Origin of the sequence: Mesorhizobium argentiipisi (SeqCode) (assembly GCF_037179585.1) — a bacterium.
Taxonomy (GTDB): Bacteria; Pseudomonadota; Alphaproteobacteria; order Rhizobiales; family Rhizobiaceae; genus Mesorhizobium; species Mesorhizobium argentiipisi.
On the sequence record NZ_JAPYKO010000037.1, the window covers coordinates 36,666 to 53,914 of the forward strand.

Sequence of the window (17,249 nt, forward strand, 5' to 3'; positions counted from 1 at the left end):
ATCGATTGATTAAAGTCAAATCGACAGCTGAGTCGGCTTGCCTTCGCGACCCTCACAGGCTTTAGTGCGCGGCCATGGGCAAGGAAGTCGAGCGTAAGTTCCTGGTCTCCAATCCCGCCTGGCGCGATGAGGTCGAGGCGGATATCCGCATTCGCCAGTTCTATGTGGCGGCACAGCCCGGTCGCACGGTGCGTGTGCGCATCAGCGACGGGCGCTCCGCCAAGCTGACGCTGAAGTTCGGCGACAGGGCGCGCGAGCGCGACGAATTCGAATATTCCATCCCGCTTGCCGAGGCCGAGGAATTGATGGCCTTTGCCGTCGGACGTGTCATCGAGAAGACACGCCACCATGTTAGACACCGCGGCTATCTCTATGAAGTCGATGTTTTCGGCGGAAAGCTCGCGGGTTTGGTGATCGCGGAGCTGGAGACGCCGGAGGACGTATCTGACGAAATGCTGCCCGACTGGCTCGGTCGCGAGGTCACCGGCGAGTCGAGGTTCTACAACGCGTCGCTGGCCCTCGGGGGGATTCCGGAGATCGCCGCATGAGTTTCCGCATCGATCCGCGCTTGCCTCTGAGCGGTGAGGTCAGGCGCATATTGGCCGACGAGATCGGCAAGGCGCTCGGCCATCTTGAAATGGCGCGCGAGAAGCCGGAGCAGGGGCTGCACAAATGCCGCAAGCGGCTGAAGAACGTGCGCGCCTTGCTGCGCTTGGTTCGTTCCGGGGACGAACCGTTCTGCCAGACCGAGAACGAATGCTATAAGCAGGTGTCGGCACTGCTTGCCGGTCCACGCGAGGCGACCGCTCTCATCGAAACCATCGACCGTCTGGCCGACGCCTTTCCGGAACAATCCACAAGGGGCGGTCTCCACCCCGTGCGCGAACGGCTGGTGCTGCGCCAGCACGAGCTCCATGCCGGTCCCGGCCTCGACGCCGCCATCAATGCGGCCATAGCTGCCTGCCGGGAAGGCCTCGAACGCATCGACAGGCTGGCCTTGCCCGATCAGCCCGAGCAGGCCGCCGACATCCTGGCCGAGGGCGCCCGCGCCGCCTTGCGGCGCGCCAGGAAGGCGCTGGACAAGGCCGGCTCGCGCGGCGAGGCCGACGATTTCCACGATCTGCGCAAGGCGGCCAAGACGCACAGCATGCATCTGTCGCTGCTCGGCCGCCTATGGCCGACGCCGATCAAGGGCCGCCGCAAGGCGGTCGACAAGCTCGGCGAAGAGCTCGGCGAGCTGCACGACGTCTTCGTCATGCGCGCGCTGCTCGATGCCGAAGGCGAGCCGCTCGGCCCCGCCGACGAGACCGGGCTTCTGCGCAAGCTGTTGAAGCGCTCCGAAAAGAGCCTGATCAAAGCCTGTCTTGCCGATGCCGCCGACCTGTTCGGCGACAGCCCGAAACGCTCGGCCAAGAGACTTGCCCGCAAGGCGCGCGACGATCTCGCCGGACCCCAGGAAGAAGCGAAGGCGGCGTGACGCTCCGCTACGCCGGCAACGCCCGTTTGTCCTTCGCCGCCCTGGCGCCCGCATCCCTCGGATGCGGGCCGATCGGCATGATCGCCGGAAACGGCGTCGCGCCGAAGGCGAAGGTCCATTTGTAGCCGGTGAGCTGGTCCTCGGGCGTGGTGTGCTGGTCGTGATGGGCAAGCAGCCTGGCACGTTCGGCGAGCTCGTCGGCCTCGCGGCGCAGCATTTCCGCCGTTTCGGGCCGCATCCGCCGGGAAAAGCTGATGAAGGTTGCGGCCTGCTCCATATGGCCGATCGCCCAGCCGATGAAGTTCTTGTTGGTCATCTCGAAATGCGGCTTCAGCGGCCCCTCGAAATCCCACTGGATCGGCGCGTCGACCAGCAGCCTTGCCGACAGCCCGCGTCCCAGCGCCACCAGCCCGAGCTCCTCGAGGTCGCGCAGATAGAGGAACATCGAGGCTTCGCTCAGGCCTTGCGAGCGCATGATGCCTTCGGGCGTGAACTTCTCCGACAGCATGACGAAGACGAAGAGCAGGGCCGGCCGCGCCGCCAGCCGGCGCTCGATCTCCGGCGGGACGCGGTTGGCCGGACCCGGCCCGCGGTTCATCGCGCCGAGCACGTTCTCCAGCTCGACATCGGCCGCGGCGCAGATCTCCACCAGCCGGTCGAGCTTGCAGTTCTTCTCATGGAAGATACGCTTCACCGTCGGCTCGGAAACGCCCATGCGCTCGGCGAGCGTCCGGTAGGTCAGGCCCTTGGCCTTCAGCGTCCGTTTCAGCGCCTCGAAGATCGGACCGTTCATGGACTGCGCCTCATTCGTGCGAATTCGTATTGAATTGCGATACTAGTCCTGTTCCGGCTTCCCGGAAAGTATCGGAAAGCCTAGCTCTCGGCCGTCATCACAGGAGAGCATCCATGAAAAATCTCATCGCTTCGGCCGCCTTCACCGCCATCTCCGTCATATCCGCTGCGCAGGCCGGCGAGCTCTGGCGCGCCACCGGCTTCGAGCAGCCGGAATCGGCGCTTGTCGATGCCGCCCACAACCGCATCGTCGTTTCCAACATCGTCGGCAACCCCGGCGCAGTGGACGGCAATGGCTATTTGTCGCTGCTGTCGATGGACGGTAAGGTCCTCGCGCGTCACTGGGTGGAGGGCTTGGACGCGCCCAAGGGCATGGCGATCACCGGCGGCAGGCTCTATGCCGCCGATATCACCAAGGTCCGCGTCGTCGATCTCGCCAGCGGCAGACTGGTCAAGACCATCGATGTGCCCGGCGCCGTGTTCCTCAACGACATGACGCAGGACAGCGCCGGCAAGGTCTATGTCAGCGACATGCTGGCCGACACGATCTACCGCATCGACGGGAACGCGCCGGAACTGTTCGTCAAAGATGCGCTGCTCGCCTCGCCCAACGGCGTGTTCGCCGATGGCGGCAGGCTGATCGTCGCCTCCTGGGGCAAAGGCATCAACAAGGCCGATTTCAGCACCGCCGAGCCCGGCGGCCTGCTGTCGGTCGACCTTGCCACGAAGAAGGTCACGCCGCTGCCCGGCGCCCAAAAATTCGCCGATCTCGACGGCGTCATCGCCATTGGCGACACCATCTACGCCACCGCCTACATGACCGGCACGCTCTACAGCTACAAGCCCGGCGGCGCGCCGACGGTGGTAGCGACCTTCAAGCCGGGCAGCGCCGATATCGGCACGGACGGCAAGGCGACCATCTATGTGCCGTTGATGGGCGAGGGCGAGGTCACGGCGCTGTCACTCGATTAAGCATGTCGCGGCGGAGAAGCATTGCAACGCCGGCGGGACAGCGTTTCACATCTCGGCACTGTAGCGGCGAGGCGAGTTTTCGCCTCGCCGCTCGGCATTGGACCGCCATGTCGGTGGCGGCTGCCATCTGGTTTCGCCGCCCGCTCCGGACTATTCGGCGGCAATCCGTCATGTGAGCGAAGCCGTGAAGACATCCAGCCTGAACGGCGCCGTTTCCCCGAAGATCCCGGTGCTCGTCTGCGCGCTGGCGATCTTGCTGCTGTCGGGCATGGATGCGGCGATGAAGTCGCTGGTCATCGCGGTCGGCGTCTACAATACGGTGCTATGGCGCAGCATGGTCGCGACCGTGGTCGCGGGCGCGGCCTGGTCGACGGGGCCGCGCTCGAAACCGAGCCTCCCGGTGCTCGGTCTGCATGCGCTGCGCGCCGTCATTGTCGGCATCGTCCTAGTCTCGTTCTTCTGGGGTCTCGCCAGGCTGCCGCTCGCCGAGGCCATAGGCCTGAGCTTCGTCGCGCCGTTGTTTGCGCTTTTCCTCGCCGCATTGTTGCTGGGCGAGCGCATAAGGCGGCAGGCGGTGTGGGCGTCGCTGGCTGGCATCGCGGGCGTCTTGATCATACTGGCCGGCCAGTTCGGGCAGGCAGGCCATTCGCAGGATGCGCTTTTGGGCACGGTCGCCGTGCTCGTATCGACGGTCTTCTACGGCTACAATCTGATCCTCGCCCGGCGACAGGCGCTTCTGGCCAAGCCGGTCGAGATCATGCTGTTCCAGAATGTCTTCGTCGGGATCATCCTTGGTTGCGCGGCGCCCTGGCTTGCCGTTGCGCTGCCGAGAGAACTTTGGCTTCCCTTGGCAGGCGTGACGATGCTGTCGCTCGCCGGCCAATTCCTGATGAGTTGGTCCTACGCCCGCGCCGAAGCGCAATATCTCATCCCGACAGAATACTCGGCCTTCATCTGGGCGATCGCGCTTGGCTGGTTCTTCTTCGGCGAGAAGGTGGCCTGGACCACGCTGGCGGGCGCATGTCTCATCGTCGCCGGCTGCCTGATCGCCGCACGAGCCAGCCCCAAGCTTGCCGAGCCGATCGAAGCGACCGTTTGAGCAGGGCGCCTACGCCGTCTCCGCTTTTCCGTCCAGCTGCGCCCGCGCGTCACGGATCGAGGCTGCATAGGTCACCAGCGGCCGCTTGACGCCATGGCTTATCAGGGTGCGCCTGACTTGCGACGATGCGCCCGCGATGATGAAGCGTCCTCCGGCGCGCCTTGCGTTGTTCGCCGTGCTTTCGATGACGTTTGCCGCGGTCGAATCGAGGAAGGGCACAGCCGAGCAATCGACGATGAAGTTCCTGTGCTGGTCGGCGATACGGTCCAGCACGGTCGCGATCGTTGCCGCAGCGCCGAAGAAGAAGGCCCCGGATATACGGAAGATGACGGTATCCGGATCTGGCGGCGGCGAGGTCATAGGCAACGCGTCCGCCATTTGCGTCGTCGGCGCGGTCCTCCGTCACCGGCGGGACATGCGCCTCCACCTCGACCGAACGCGCCATCCGCCCGATGAACAGCAGAGCGCCCAGCGCGAAGCCGACCACGATGCCGGTGGCGAGGTCGCGGAAGATGACAAGTCCGAAGGTGACCAGAAGCACCAGGGCGTCGCCCCAGGACGATCGGATCAGCGCCAGGAAGGCGGGCTTCTCCACCATGTTCCAGGCCACCGTGGCCAGCACCCCGGCAAGTGCCGCCAGCGGGACGTAGCTGGCAAGCGGCGCAGCCACCAGCATGAACAGCAGCAGGAAGGCGGAATGGAATATTCCCGACAACGGTCCATGCGCGCCAGCGCGGATGTTGGTCGCCGTGCGCGCGATCAGTCCAGTCACGCAGATCCCGCCGGACAGCGCCGAGCCGATATTGGCGATGCCCTGTGCCTGTATCAAGCATCATTTAATGTGGGTGAGACATTGGTTATTCGCTGTCCTTAACGACCTTGCGTCGCTGCAGCAGCCGCGCCGCAAGCCAGCACAGCATGGCCCAGGCAAAACCCGCGCACCAGCCGGCAAGCACGTCGGACGGCCAGTGCACGCCGAGATAGACGCGACTGGCGCCGACCAGCACGGTGGTGAGCACGGCGAGGCAAAGCACAAAGACCTTCGTCCTGCGGTCCGGCAGGAAGCGGGCCGCCAGCGAGCCGAGCGTCAGATAGGTTATCGCCGACAGCATCGCGTGGCCGCTCGGAAAGGACAGCGATGTCTCGTTGACGAGATGCGAGACGAGATCGGGTCGCGGCCGGTCGACCTCGAACTTGAGCAAGCTCGAAAGCACTTGGCCGCCCGCCACCGCCGCGAACATGAAGAGCGCTGTCGAAGGTCTGCGGATCAAGAGCAGATAGAGGATGGTCGCCGTCGTGATCAGAACCAACACGGCTGTGCTGCCCAGCGCGGTGACGTCGCGCACCGCGCCCTCCAGCCAAGGCGGGCCGATCGGGCTATCCGGCTGCCCGGCATGACGGAAGGCGAGCAGGATTTCCGTGTCGAAGGCGTGCGGGGTCGTGGCGCGCGCCAGCTCCATGAGTTCCACCAGGCCCCACAGCCCGCCGGCGATCACCAGCCCGGCCAGCAGCACCGGGAATTCCAACCTGTTGAGGAGCGCGTTGGCGGTCGATTTCATTCGGGCCCTCGGGTCCAGCTACAGCCGCTGAATATAGGGCCCGAGCGTGATCAGCGCGACGGCGGCTATCGCCAGCACCATGCCGGTCGCCTGCAAGGCATTGAGCCGTTCGCCGAAAAAGACGAGCGCCACGACATTGACCGCGACCAGCTGGATCACCGCCGACAGGCTGAACGACACCGACATGCCGAATTCGCGCACCAGCCTGAGCATGATCAGATTGCCGGCCGAGTAGAGCGCCAGCGTCAAAAGCAGCTTGGCCAAGCTCGGCGCCAGCCCCCATTGCTTGGCCGCCATCGCCGCCAGCACGAACATCACGGTCGAAATGCCGAGCTGCGCCAGTCCCCAGAAACTCACCCGCCGTCCCCTTTCAAGCGCCGTCACCACGCCGGCCGCAGCCCTTGTTTCCCGAAGCGGGCGAGGCCGTCAAGCCGATCGCGGTCGATCGTTCGCCTATTTCGAGGATCCAAGCCGGCCGGCGCTGCTCAGCCGGCAAACAGCCTTTGCGGTTCAATCACGATTGTGTCACGAAAATGTGATCGGCGCGCTTTAGGTGTCGAAAGGTCAAAATCCCAGCCACCTCAAGAAGCCAGAGGAACAGCCTATGACCGTGACCCCTGAGACCCGCTTCCGCACCAGCCAGCTCGAGGACAATGACGGCCCGCCGGTCAACCTGACCGACAACCGCAGCATGGGCGAGATCATCGCCGCGCGTTTCTCGCGTCGCGGCTTTCTCATGGGTTCGCTGGCCGTCTCGGCCATCGCCGCCACCGTAAGCCCGCTGGCGCTGATCGCGGCCGACGAGGCACGCGCCGCGGAAGGTTCGGCCTTCAAGTTCGACGAGCTCGAGGCTGGGATCGACGACAAGCACCATGTCGCGCCCGGCTACGACGCCGACGTGCTGTTGCGCTGGGGCGATCCGCTGTTCGCCGATTCGCCCGAGTTCGATCCGCTGAAGCAGTCGGCCGAAGCCCAGGCGAAACAGTTCGGCTACAACAACGACTATGTCGGCTATATCCCGATCGACGGCTCGGCCGAGCATGGCCTTCTGGTCGTCAACCACGAATACACCAACCCGCACCTGATGTTCCCCGGCATCGTTTCGATCGTCGAGAAGGACGGAAAGAAGAAGGCCGAGGTCGCGCCGCTCTCAAAGGAGCAGGTCGATGTCGAGATGGCCGCGCATGGCGGCACCATCGTCGAGATCCGCAAGCAGGACGGCAAATGGCAGGTCGTGCGCGACGGCAAGCTCAACCGCCGCATCATGTCGACCACCGAGATGGCGCTGTCCGGCCCGGTCGCCGGCCACGACCGCGTCAAGACCAATGCCGACCCGTCCGGCACCAAGGTCTTCGGCACGCTCAACAATTGCGCCGGCGGTGTCACGCCCTGGGGCACCTATGTGATGGCCGAGGAGAACATCCACGGCTATTTCTCGGGCGAATTGCCGGAGGGCCACAAGGAAGCCGCCAATTACAAGCGCCTCGGCATTCCGGAAGGCGCTTATGAGTGGGGCGCGCACTACGACCGCTTCAACCTTGCCAAGGAGCCGAACGAGCCCAATCGCTTCGGCTGGATCGTCGAGGTCGACGTCAACGATCCGAACTCGGTGCCTAGAAAGCGCACCGCCATGGGCCGCTTCAAGCATGAGGGCGCCGAATCAATCGTCGCCAAGGACGGCCGCGTCGTCTTCTATCTCGGCGACGACGAACGCTTCGACTATGTCTACAAATTCGTCACCGCCGGCACGTTCAACCCCAATGACCGCGCCGCCAACATGAACCTGCTCGACGACGGCACGCTCTATGTCGCCAAATTCGCCGAGAACGGTTCGGTGGAATGGATGCCCATCGTGTTTGGAAAAGCGCCGCTGACGGCGGAGAACGGCTTTGCTTCCCAGGCCGATGTTCTCATCGAAACGCGTCGCGCCGCCGACCTGCTCGGCGCCACCAAGATGGACCGGCCGGAGGACATCCAGCCCAATGCCGGCATCGGCAAGGTCTATGTCATGCTGACCAACAATTCCAAGCGCAAGGCCGAGCAGGTCGACGCCGCAAATCCGCGCGCCGAGAACGCTTTCGGCCATATCATCGAGATCGTCGAAGACGGCGGCGATTTCGCCGCCACCAAAGGCAAGTGGGAAGTGCTGTTGAAATGCGGCGATCCTTCCGTGGCCGATGTCGGCGCCACCTTCTCGACCGCGACCACCGCCCATGGCTGGTTCGGCATGCCTGACAATTGCGCCGTCGATTCGGCAGGGCGTCTGTGGGTCGCCACCGACGGCCAGGGCCCAAAGGCCACCGGCCGCACAGACGGCCTCTGGGCCGTCGACACCGAGGGTGCCGCGCGGGCAACGTCGAAACTGTTCTTCCGCGTGCCGATCGGCGCCGAAATGTGCGGCCCGCTGTTCGCGCCGGACGACCAGACCGCTTTCGTCGCCGTGCAGCATCCGGGCGACGGCGGCGAGGACTGGGAAGGGTTCGGCCGTCCCTCCTACTATGAGGATCCGTCGACCCGCTGGCCGGACTTCAAGCCGGACATGCCGGTGCGTCCGTCCGTCGTTGCGATTACGAAGCAGGGCGGCGGCAAGATCGCAGTTTGATGCGCTGAGGGTGGCGCAGACCGACAACTCGAGTTGGGATTGGGCGCAAGCCTCCCCAACGTCGTCATTCCAGGGCGAAGCACGACTGTCGGGCGGTCACTCCGCGCGTTGAACCATGACCATGTTCATCCTGCTTCTCAAGCGGAAGCCGATGGACTCGTAAAGGCTGATCGCCGCGGCGTTGCTGTCATAGGCGTGCAGGTATGGAACCTCGCCGCGTGCCGCGATCCGGCCGGCCACGAACACCGACAGCAGGCGGGCAAGGCCGCCGCCGCGAAAGTCCGGATGCGTGCACACGCCGCTGAGCTCGCTGTAACCGGGCTGCTTCATGCGCTCGCCGGCCATCGCCGCCAGCCTGCCATCGATCCTGATGCCCCAGAAATCGCCGAGGCTCAGCGCCTCCAGCGTGAAGGGGCCGGGCCTGGTGAGCGAGGCGAGCGCCAGCATTTCCTCGGCATCGTCTTTTGCCAGCTGCCGGATGCGCTCATCGGACGCCGATGGCATCAGCGCTTCGGCGATCATCTGCACCAGCGGCGCTGCCGAGATCGCGGAGATTTCCGGCGGCAGCGCGATCTCATCCGCCTGGACCAGGATGGCTGTTTCGCCCGGCGGGAGAAGCCCGGCCAGCGCCCACAGGCTGTCCGCATCGTCGGCGACAGTGGCAGCGAAGGGCACGATCGACGGGCGATATCGCCGGGCAAGGTCGCCGCCTTCAGCGAAGGCCCGGTGCCGCGTTGCAAGCGCGCTCCAGATGGGGCGGTCGAGAACATGTTTCACGATGCGGCCACCTTGGCGTTTTCGGCGCGGCGATAGAGTGGCGTTGCGGCCAGGCGATCCTCGATTGCCGCGAGTTGGCCGAGCAGCGGCCCGGAAAGATCGGCGCACAAATCCGCCACGGCATTCTCGATGCTCGGCCAGATCTCCCGCTTCGCCTGGTCGACCAGCCGCCGGCCGTTGCGGCTCAGCGAAACGATCCTGCGCCGCTGGTCGTCTTGCGAAGGGTTGACCTCGACCAGCCCCAGTTCGGCTAGCAGCGCCACGCTGCGCGTCACGCCTGGTTGCGCGATGCCCAAGGATTGCGCCAGCTCGCCGACCGGCAGCGGACCCAGCCTGTCGAGCGCGGCGAGCAGCGGGTACTGGCTCGACTGGATGCGCATGTCCAGGCGGTCGAGGACGCGCTGCGTGTCGGCCTGCAACTGCTCGCCTATGCGCTTCATCCGGCTGCCGAGGCAGAGAAAGCCGAGGGATCGGAGAACGTCTTCCATAATAAGCCCGTCGCATATCGATAACTTGATATATAACACGACATGGAAATATCAACCGATCTTTCGCATGTCCGTTGCGGCAGCCGGTGGACGATACGGACGCTTTCGGACGTTTGCCCTTCATTCGCGGCCAATTGCATCCTATATCGCGCTGACGCGACGTGGCCGGCAGCGGTCGCCAGCGATTCGCGACCTGAGGGCGGCAGGTCGTCACTTCTTGGCACGCGGAGCTCATGGCGCCCCTGCGCATCTATTTCGACAGGCTTCTCGACGCCGTGGCGCCCAAGGTTCCGCGGCGCGACTTGACGGATGCCGAACGCTTGGCGCTGGTGCGCCGCCACGGCGATTTCTCGCTCGCCTATTCGACGGCCGTGCAGCAGAAACTGTCCTATTTCAGCGACGGTGACGGCTACATCGCCTTCGGCACCAAGATGGGCCGGCATTTCGCGCTGGGCGATCCGGTGGTCGATCCGGCGGATCGCGCGGCCTATATCAAGCGCTTCGTCGAAGCCGCCGGCTGCCCCTGGTTCGTCCAGATCGGCGCCGACACGGCCAGGGTGCTCGCCGGCCTCGGCTACATGGTGAATCGCCTCGGCATCGATACCAGGCTGCTTTTGCCGGCGCATGATTTTTCCGGCAAGCGCAACGAGACCGTACGCTATTCCGAACGCTGGCTGACGAAGAAGGGCTTTACCATCGCCGAGGACAGGGGCGACAGGCTGCACGAGGAGATCGTCCAGCTTTCCGCCGACTGGCGCAAGGAGCGCATCATCAAGCGCTGGGAGATGGGTTTCCTCAACCGCCGCTTTTCCGAAGAGCTCGGCGTCGACATGCGCCGCTTCCTCCTGCACAGCCCTGAAGGCCGGCTTCTCGCCATCCTCGATTTCGACCCGCTGTTCCGCGACGGCAAGGTCATCGGCTACACCACATCCTTCAAGCGCAAGCAGACCGACGCCACGCCGCATGCCGAGATCGGCCTGACCAAATTCGCCGTCGACCGTTTTCGCGAGGAAGGCATCTCGCAGGTTACGCTCGGGCTCTCGCCGCTGCTCGATATCGAACCCAGCGGCTTTGCCGAATCGAGCTTCTGGCGCGGCGCGTTCCAGCGCGCCTACAACTCGCCCTGGGTCAACCGCTCGCGCTTCAACCTGCAGGGCCAGGCAGCCTTCAAGCGCCGCTTCCACGGCGTCGAGGAGCCGACCTATATCGCGTTCCGCAAAGGGACTTTCGTGGAAATGCTGGGCCTGCTGCGGTTGCTGAAGGCGATTTAGAGCAGGCTTCCCCTCTCCGTCCCGGCTTCGCCGGGCCACCTCGCTCCACTTCGTGGGGCGAGGAACTCCGTCAGTTCCTCAACCGATATCCGGTCCTGAATATCCAGGCGACGATCGCGATGCAGATGGCCAGGAACATCACCGTCATGCCGAGGCTGACGCCGACCGAGACATCAGCCTTGCCATAGAAACTCCAGCGGAATCCGCTGATCAGGTAGACGACCGGATTGAACAGCGTAATCGTCTTCCAGATGCCCGGCAGCATGTGAATCGAATAGAAGCTGCCGCCAAGGAACGTGAGCGGCGTGACGATCAGGAGCGGCACCAGCTGCAACTGCTCGAAGGTCTTTGCCCAGATGCCGATGATGAAGCCGAACAGGCTGAAGGTCACCGCCGTCAGCACCAGGAAGGCGATCATCCAGAACGGATGCTCGATCCTGAGCGGCACGAACAGCGCCGCGGTGGCCAGGATGATCAGGCCGAGCATGACCGATTTGGTCGCCGCACCCCCGACATAGGCGATGATGATCTCCAGGTAGGACACCGGCGCCGACAGGAGCTCGTAGATCGAGCCGACGAATTTCGGGAAATAGATGGCGAAGGAGGCGTTGGAGATCGACTGCGTCAAGAGCGACAGCATCATCAGGCCGGGCACAATGAAGGCGCCGTAGGCGATGCCGTCGATCTCGTTGATGCGCGAGCCGATGGCCGAGCCGAAGACGACGAAATAGAGCGATGTCGAGATGACCGGCGAGACGATGCTCTGCAGCACCGTGCGGAAGGCGCGCGCCATCTCCACCCGGTAGATCGCCCATACCGCGCGCAGGTTCATGGCTCTTGCCTCAGAAGATTGACGAAGATCTCTTCGAGCGAGCTGTTCTTGGTGTCGAGGTCGCGGAACTGGACGCCGGCCGCATCGAGGTCGCGGATCAGCGAGGCGACGCCCGGACGGTCGCTCTGGTTGTCATAGGTGTAGGTGAGCTGGCTGCCGTCGTCCGACAGCTCCAATGAATAGTGCGACAGGCCGTCCGGAACGGCGGCAAGGGGCGCGCGCAGCTCCAGCTTCATCTGCTTGCGGCCGAGCTTGCGCATCAGCTCGGCCTTGCCCTCGACCAGGATGATCTCGCCCTTGTTGATGACGCCGACGCGGTCGGCCATCGCCTCGGCTTCCTCGATGTAGTGCGTGGTGAGAATGATGGTGACGCCGTCCTCGCGCAGGCGCCTGACCATCGCCCACATGTCCTGGCGCAGCTCGACGTCGACGCCGGCCGTCGGCTCGTCGAGGAACAGCACGCGCGGTTCGTGCGACAGCGCCTTGGCGATCATCAGCCGGCGCTTCATGCCGCCCGACAGCGTGATCGCCTTGGAATCCTTCTTGTCCCACAGCGAGAGGTCGCGCAGCACTTTCTCGACGAAGGCCGCGTTAGGCGCCTTGCCGAACAGGCCGCGGCTATAATTCACGGTCGCCCAGACCGTCTCGAAGGCATCGATGGTGAGTTCCTGCGGCACCAGCCCGATCAGGCTGCGTGCGGCGCGGTAGTCCCGGCCGATGTCGTGGCCGTCCACGGTGACGGTGCCCGACGAGCGGTTGACGATGCCGCAGACGATCGAGATCAGCGTCGTCTTGCCGGCGCCGTTAGGCCCCAGCAGCGCGAAGATCTCGCCGCGCTCGATGTCGAGATTGATTTCCTTCAGCGCCTTGAAGCCGGTGGCATAGGTTTTCGTGACACCGGAGATCGAGATGATGGATGACATGCTGAAATACGGCCGGCTGGAAAAGGTGACCTGATATAGGTCGGATGTCGTGCGGCGCAACTGGAAATCGACGCCGCTGCTGACAGTTCTGGACAGTGGGCGCGTCTTTCTCCCGGTTTTCGGGCAGACATACCCGGCGATCAGCACAGACGCCGGAGATTGGCGGAAGCCGCCTGAACCTCGTCATCCACGGGCGGAGCAAGGAGCGAAGCGACGCGCGCAGAACCCGAGTCCATTCCGTGACGTATGAGCGCTGCTGCGGTGCAGAATTCTGCTCCACTGCGCTCTTGTTTATCGTTACGGAATGGATTCCAGGGTCTCCGCGACGCCGCTTCGCGGCTGCTCCGCCCTGGAATGACGAGATTCGGGCGGCGTCCACCAAATCCCCAAGGCAGGTCACCGCCAACGCAGACACTTACCCAACGGTCCAAATCCCTGCGCCAGGAACTGGCCGGCTCTACCTCCTCAGCTCTTGCTGGAGGCCAGCACCAGCACCGGCTTCTCGCTGTAGAGCTTGGGGAACAGCGCCTTCAGATTCTCGATCTTGGGCAGGTCGTTGTAGACGATATAGGGATAGGTCGGGTTCAGCGTCAGGAAGTCCTGATGGTAATCCTCGGCCGGGTAGAAGGTCTTACCGGTTTCGAGCGTGGTGACGATTGGCTTGCCGAACACCTTGGCCTTGTCGAGCTGGGCGATGTAGCTCTCGGCGACCTTTTTCTGCTCGTCATTCTCGGCGAAGATCGTCGAACGGTACTGGGTGCCCTGGTCCGGCCCCTGGTAGTTCAACTGCGTCGGATTGTGGGCGACCGAGAAATAGACCTGCAAGAGCTGGCCGTAGGTGACCTTCGACGGGTCATAGGTGATCTCGACGGATTCGGCGTGACCCGTGCGGCCGCTGCCGACCACTTCGTAGACGGCGTTCTCGGCGCTGCCGCCGGTATAGCCGGAGACGGCCTTGCTCACGCCCTTGACGTGCTGGAACACGCCCTGCACGCCCCAGAAGCAGCCGCCGGCGAAGATCGCCTTTTCGGTGCCGCTCGTCGCCTTTTCGTCCAAAGCCGGCGGCGGGATCACCACCGCGTCCTCGGCCGAGCGCGCCGGGCTCTGCCAGAAGAGGGCCGCGGCCGCGCTGAGCACCAGCGCCGCCAGCGCACCTTTGGCAAGGAATGGCCGCTGCGCGGCTTTCTTTTCAATGCCGGTCATGTTGGGTCTCCTTGTTGTTGTTCCATTATATACGAACGCAGCCGCGAAGCGGTTCTCACTTTGCCGTGCGGCCAATGTCCGAGGCGCTCCCCCTCTCCGTCTCGGCTTCGCCGAGCCACCTCTCCCCCGCCTCTGGCGGGGGCGAGGAACCCAGGCTTGCGAAGGCCGCGCCCTTGGCGACTGGCGTTTCCTCGCCCCCGCAAAGCGGGGGAGAGGTGTATCGGCGCGCAGCGCCGAGACGGAGCGGGGGCTGCGCTGCCCTATGCGATTGCTTCGCAGGCCGGCGACGCAAGCGGATCGCAAGCTCACCCTTACTGAGCGGTGGTGTCCGCTGGCTTCATAGCATCCGTCGCCGGCTTCATCGCATCCGCAGGCTTCATCGCATCCATCGCCGGCTTCATCGCCTCGGTGCTCATCGCATCAGGCTTCATGGCATCGGCAGGCTTCATCGCGTCCGTCGCCGGCTTCATGGCGTCGGTCGCCATCGCGTTGGCGGGCTTCATCGCATTGGTCGCGTCGTCGGCGCGGGCGCCGGCGACGAAGACGGATGCGGAAAGCGCGAAGACGAGCGCCGGCAGCGTGAGGAACTTGGTCATGGGTCGTACTCCTTGGGTTGTGGCGCGCGGAAGCGGGCCTTGGTGAAGCGTTGCCGCTTGCATGCGGCCCCGCGCGGAGAGAAGGAAAAATCAGTTGGCGGCGGCGGCGAGGATCGGTCCGCCGCCCGGCGCCTGCACCAGCACCGCGGTGCTCAAGCCTCCCGAGGCCGCCGGCAGCGGCAGCGTGGTCGCCTCGCCGTTCCAGCTGCCGAGCTTTGTCAGCGCATGCACGACATTGGCGTGCGGCAGCGTGCGGCCGGTGTTCTCGCCGCGCGCCACCGGCACCTCGACGACGCCTCTATTGTAGCGCACCAGCCAGATGTCGGCGCCGCCACCCGGCGCCTTGCCGGCGCCGATGCTGACCTTGCCCTGCCCGAGCGAAAGCTCAGGCCCCTGCGCGCGGCCCTTGTTGATCTCACTCTGGGCGATCTCACTCTGGGCGATCAGGCTCTGGATCTCGCCCGGCGCGGCGCCCACGCCGTCGCTTCTGCCATTCACCACCACTTGCGGCGTGAACGGTCCGTCATGGCCGAGCGATGGCTCGTAGGTCACTTGGCGATCGGTGAATTCCTTGCGGCCGAACGTGTCCTTCCAGCCGAGATAGTCCCAATAGGTGACGTTGAACGACAGCGCCAGCACGCCCGGCTGGTCCTTGACCTTGATCAGATTGGCATTGGCCGGCGGGCAGGACGAGCAGCCCTGGCTGGTGAACAGCTCGACCACGGTGAGCGGCTGCGCGGAAGCGGCGCCGAGCGTGGCAGCAAGCATCGCGCCGGCGAGCAGGGCGGTTCTTGTCTTCGATCCGGTCATGGGAAGCAGTCTCCGTTGCGGCGGGTCATGCTCCCATTTCGCCGGGGTGGAGAGGTTCGTTACAGCTTCACCGGTTTGTGATGTGGGTGCGGCTTCAGTGGGGAACGTTGGTGTGAAGGATCGCGGCGCTGCAGGATCAAGGTTCCTCGCCCCACAAAAGTGGGGAGAGGTGGGTCGACGAAGCCGAGACGGAGAGGGGAGCGCCTTACGAAGGCCCCCTCTCCGTCCGCTTCGCGGACACCTCTCCCCCGCCTCTGGCGAGGGCGAGGAACCCAAGCATTGAAACGCCGGCGGGACAGCGCCCTTCTCTGCTTGCCGGCCAATTCCCCACAAGGGGAAAGGAGAGGCGGCAACTCTACTGCGTCAGCACCGTCGCGGACGGGCGCTGGTTATAGTCGCATTTGCCTTGCACAGTGTAGAAGAAGTCGGCGTTGGATACCGGCGCCGGGACGGCATTGCCGCCGTCTTCCCAAGCCTGGTAGCCGGTCTGGCCGCAGGGCACGGCGGTGAAGATGTCGACCTTTTGCCCGGTCGCCACTTCCGGCATGTCGGCCAAGCTGGTCCCGATATAGAGCCGGTTCGAGGTGGTCGGATCGTTGGACTTCAGCACCTTCGGGTTGCCGGACGGCACGTCCATTTCGAGATAGAGCTGATCCATCTGGCTGACGTCGATCACCGCGCCCGAACCGTTGGCCGGATAGAACGTATCGACGCAATAATAGCTCGTGCCGTAATTGTCAGTCTGGATCGTCGTCCCGGCCGGCACGGATTTCTGCAGGTTCTTCAGCGTGCCGGTGGTGCAGGCCTGCTTCTGCACCGTGGTCGAGGTCGAGCCGTTGACCGTGTTCACGGTCGTGGTGCCGTAGCCCTTCGGATCGCCATAGCCATTATAGGTGTAGCTGATCGTCATCAGCTTCTGAGGGGTGGTTTGGCCGAGCCTGGTGCCCCACAGCGTCATCGTCTTTGCCCAGTAGCCTGACACCTTCGTCACCTTGAAGGTGGTCTGCACCAGCGCCGGCGTCTTGCGCACCGAGGCGCCGACGCCGACCTGCACCGCATCGATGCGGGCGACCTGCATGAAAGTGGTGGGCATCGGGTAGCTTGCCGTTGCGGTGAAGGTGGCCGTGCCGGTTGCATCGACATTGACGCCGGTCAGCGTCGCGGTGCCCTCACCGCTGTTGGCCGCATAGGCCTGCTGCAGCGCGGTCTGTCGATCGGAGAAGCTTGTCGTGGTGGGCAGCGTGGTGACCGCGATGATCGCGGCGTCGAGCGCGTTCTGCATGTCGCTGCGCGTCGTCACCGCCGAGGTGTAGTCGACCGAAAAGCCGACCCCCGCCACCAGCGGGATCGTCAAGAGCACCATCATCGGCATCATCGAGCCATCACGGCGGGCGGGAAATTGCTTCAACGTCCCGGCAAGCGCGGCCGGGCGGAACTTTCGGGCAAAACTGGGCATTCAGGGCCTTCGTCGTCTCAGGCAGCAAGCTGGTTTACCATCCGGAGGCGAAGCATCCGCCAAAGCGGTGTAAGAACATTTAAGCGGCTTTGAATGTTTCGTGAGCGGGATGTGAAGTGGCGCAAGGTCTCCCTTCCCCCCTTGTGGGGGAAGGTGGATCGGCGCGGAGCGCCGAGACGGATGAGGGGTGTTCCAGCGGAGCGAGACGTTGGCTTTCCCTGGAGCACCCCTCATCCGTCGCCTTCGGCGACACCTTCTCCCACAAGGGGCCTGTTGCGCAGTTAGCGAGGACAGGCTCGCGGAGCGATTTGGTCGCGAGGTCTCGCTCCGTTTTGGCTTTGGGGTGGAATTGAGGGTGGCGGTGTGGCCTCAGGCCGGATGCTGGACGCACC

17 protein-coding genes and 1 pseudogene are annotated in these 17,249 nt (G+C 64.5%); 6 read left to right on the forward strand and 12 right to left on the reverse strand.

Going from position 1 to position 17,249, the window contains the following annotated elements; all coding sequences use genetic code 11:
- Nucleotides 1-74: 74 nt before the first annotated feature.
- Together O7A05_RS30740 and O7A05_RS30745 are read left to right on the forward strand one after the other, a co-directional pair.
- Nucleotides 75-548 (forward strand): CYTH domain-containing protein, encoded by a 474-nt coding sequence (locus tag O7A05_RS30740; protein ID WP_337097002.1) that lies wholly within the window; start codon nucleotides 75-77, stop codon nucleotides 546-548.
- Nucleotides 545-1,477, forward strand: coding sequence for a CHAD domain-containing protein (locus O7A05_RS30745; RefSeq protein ID WP_337097003.1), 933 nt, complete (start codon nucleotides 545-547; stop codon nucleotides 1,475-1,477). Before O7A05_RS30740 ends, O7A05_RS30745 begins: the two co-directional genes overlap by 4 nt.
- A gap of 7 nt (nucleotides 1,478-1,484) precedes the next feature.
- Here the strand turns inward: O7A05_RS30745 and O7A05_RS30750 are convergent, their stop codons facing one another.
- Nucleotides 1,485-2,270, reverse strand: coding sequence for a helix-turn-helix domain-containing protein (locus tag O7A05_RS30750; protein ID WP_337097004.1), 786 nt, complete (start codon nucleotides 2,268-2,270; stop codon nucleotides 1,485-1,487).
- A 113-nt stretch (nucleotides 2,271-2,383) separates the two neighbouring features.
- Here O7A05_RS30750 and O7A05_RS30755 point away from each other — a divergent pair, with 113 nt between their 5' ends.
- Together O7A05_RS30755 and O7A05_RS30760 are read left to right on the forward strand one after the other, a co-directional pair.
- Nucleotides 2,384-3,241, forward strand: a complete 858-nt coding sequence (locus O7A05_RS30755; protein ID WP_337097005.1) for an SMP-30/gluconolactonase/LRE family protein — start codon at nucleotides 2,384-2,386, stop codon at nucleotides 3,239-3,241.
- A gap of 172 nt (nucleotides 3,242-3,413) precedes the next feature.
- Nucleotides 3,414-4,340 carry a DMT family transporter gene (locus O7A05_RS30760; protein ID WP_337097030.1) on the forward strand — a complete coding sequence of 309 codons (927 nt, stop codon included), beginning with the start codon at nucleotides 3,414-3,416 and terminating at the stop codon, nucleotides 4,338-4,340.
- Between the two features lie 9 nt (nucleotides 4,341-4,349).
- Here the strand turns inward: O7A05_RS30760 and O7A05_RS30765 are convergent.
- From O7A05_RS30765 to O7A05_RS30775, 3 genes and pseudogenes are all read right to left on the reverse strand, one after another.
- Nucleotides 4,350-5,172, reverse strand: a pseudogene (locus O7A05_RS30765) (SulP family inorganic anion transporter); the annotation flags it as partial.
- A gap of 25 nt (nucleotides 5,173-5,197) precedes the next feature.
- Nucleotides 5,198-5,899, reverse strand: coding sequence for a phosphatase PAP2 family protein (locus tag O7A05_RS30770; protein ID WP_337097007.1), 702 nt, complete (start codon nucleotides 5,897-5,899; stop codon nucleotides 5,198-5,200).
- 18 nt (nucleotides 5,900-5,917) lie between these two features.
- Nucleotides 5,918-6,256: a hypothetical protein gene (locus tag O7A05_RS30775; protein ID WP_337097008.1), complete on the reverse strand. Its 339-nt coding sequence runs from the start codon at nucleotides 6,254-6,256 to the stop codon at nucleotides 5,918-5,920.
- A gap of 247 nt (nucleotides 6,257-6,503) precedes the next feature.
- Between O7A05_RS30775 and O7A05_RS30780 the strand changes: the two genes are divergently transcribed.
- Nucleotides 6,504-8,501: a PhoX family protein gene (locus tag O7A05_RS30780; RefSeq protein WP_337097009.1), complete on the forward strand. Its 1,998-nt coding sequence runs from the start codon at nucleotides 6,504-6,506 to the stop codon at nucleotides 8,499-8,501.
- Between the two features lie 96 nt (nucleotides 8,502-8,597).
- On the opposite strand, the gene O7A05_RS30785 is transcribed toward O7A05_RS30780, so the two are convergent.
- Together O7A05_RS30785 and O7A05_RS30790 are read right to left on the reverse strand one after the other, a co-directional pair.
- Nucleotides 8,598-9,278: a GNAT family N-acetyltransferase gene (locus O7A05_RS30785; RefSeq protein ID WP_337097010.1), complete on the reverse strand. Its 681-nt coding sequence runs from the start codon at nucleotides 9,276-9,278 to the stop codon at nucleotides 8,598-8,600.
- Complete coding sequence (locus O7A05_RS30790) at nucleotides 9,275-9,766, reverse strand: MarR family winged helix-turn-helix transcriptional regulator (protein WP_337097011.1); 492 nt, start codon at nucleotides 9,764-9,766, stop codon at nucleotides 9,275-9,277. The genes O7A05_RS30785 and O7A05_RS30790 overlap by 4 nt, the downstream gene beginning before the upstream one ends.
- 233 nt (nucleotides 9,767-9,999) lie before the next feature.
- Here O7A05_RS30790 and O7A05_RS30795 point away from each other — a divergent pair, with 233 nt between their 5' ends.
- Entirely contained in the window at nucleotides 10,000-11,037 is a 1,038-nt protein-coding gene (locus tag O7A05_RS30795; RefSeq protein ID WP_337097012.1) for a phosphatidylglycerol lysyltransferase domain-containing protein, read from the forward strand.
- 70 nt (nucleotides 11,038-11,107) lie between these two features.
- Here the strand turns inward: O7A05_RS30795 and O7A05_RS30800 are convergent, their stop codons facing one another.
- The 6 genes from O7A05_RS30800 to O7A05_RS30825 form a co-directional block, all read right to left on the reverse strand.
- Nucleotides 11,108-11,869 (reverse strand): ABC transporter permease, encoded by a 762-nt coding sequence (locus tag O7A05_RS30800; RefSeq protein ID WP_337097013.1) that lies wholly within the window; start codon nucleotides 11,867-11,869, stop codon nucleotides 11,108-11,110.
- Nucleotides 11,866-12,792 carry an ABC transporter ATP-binding protein gene (locus O7A05_RS30805; protein WP_337097015.1) on the reverse strand — a complete coding sequence of 309 codons (927 nt, stop codon included), beginning with the start codon at nucleotides 12,790-12,792 and terminating at the stop codon, nucleotides 11,866-11,868. Before O7A05_RS30805 ends, O7A05_RS30800 begins: the two co-directional genes overlap by 4 nt.
- Before the next feature lie 465 nt (nucleotides 12,793-13,257).
- Entirely contained in the window at nucleotides 13,258-13,995 is a 738-nt protein-coding gene (gene msrA, locus O7A05_RS30810; protein ID WP_337097016.1) for a peptide-methionine (S)-S-oxide reductase MsrA, read from the reverse strand.
- A gap of 311 nt (nucleotides 13,996-14,306) precedes the next feature.
- The gene (locus O7A05_RS30815) at nucleotides 14,307-14,591 is read right to left on the reverse strand and encodes a hypothetical protein (protein WP_337097017.1); all 285 of its coding nucleotides are present in this window, start codon (nucleotides 14,589-14,591) and stop codon (nucleotides 14,307-14,309) included.
- Nucleotides 14,592-14,681: 90 nt separating this feature from the next.
- Nucleotides 14,682-15,401: a DUF1223 domain-containing protein gene (locus O7A05_RS30820; RefSeq protein ID WP_337097019.1), complete on the reverse strand. Its 720-nt coding sequence runs from the start codon at nucleotides 15,399-15,401 to the stop codon at nucleotides 14,682-14,684.
- A gap of 355 nt (nucleotides 15,402-15,756) precedes the next feature.
- On the reverse strand, nucleotides 15,757-16,857 hold the full coding sequence (locus O7A05_RS30825; RefSeq protein WP_337097020.1) for a TadE/TadG family type IV pilus assembly protein: 1,101 nt from the start codon (nucleotides 16,855-16,857) through the stop codon (nucleotides 15,757-15,759).
- Nucleotides 16,858-17,249: the final 392 nt, after the last annotated feature.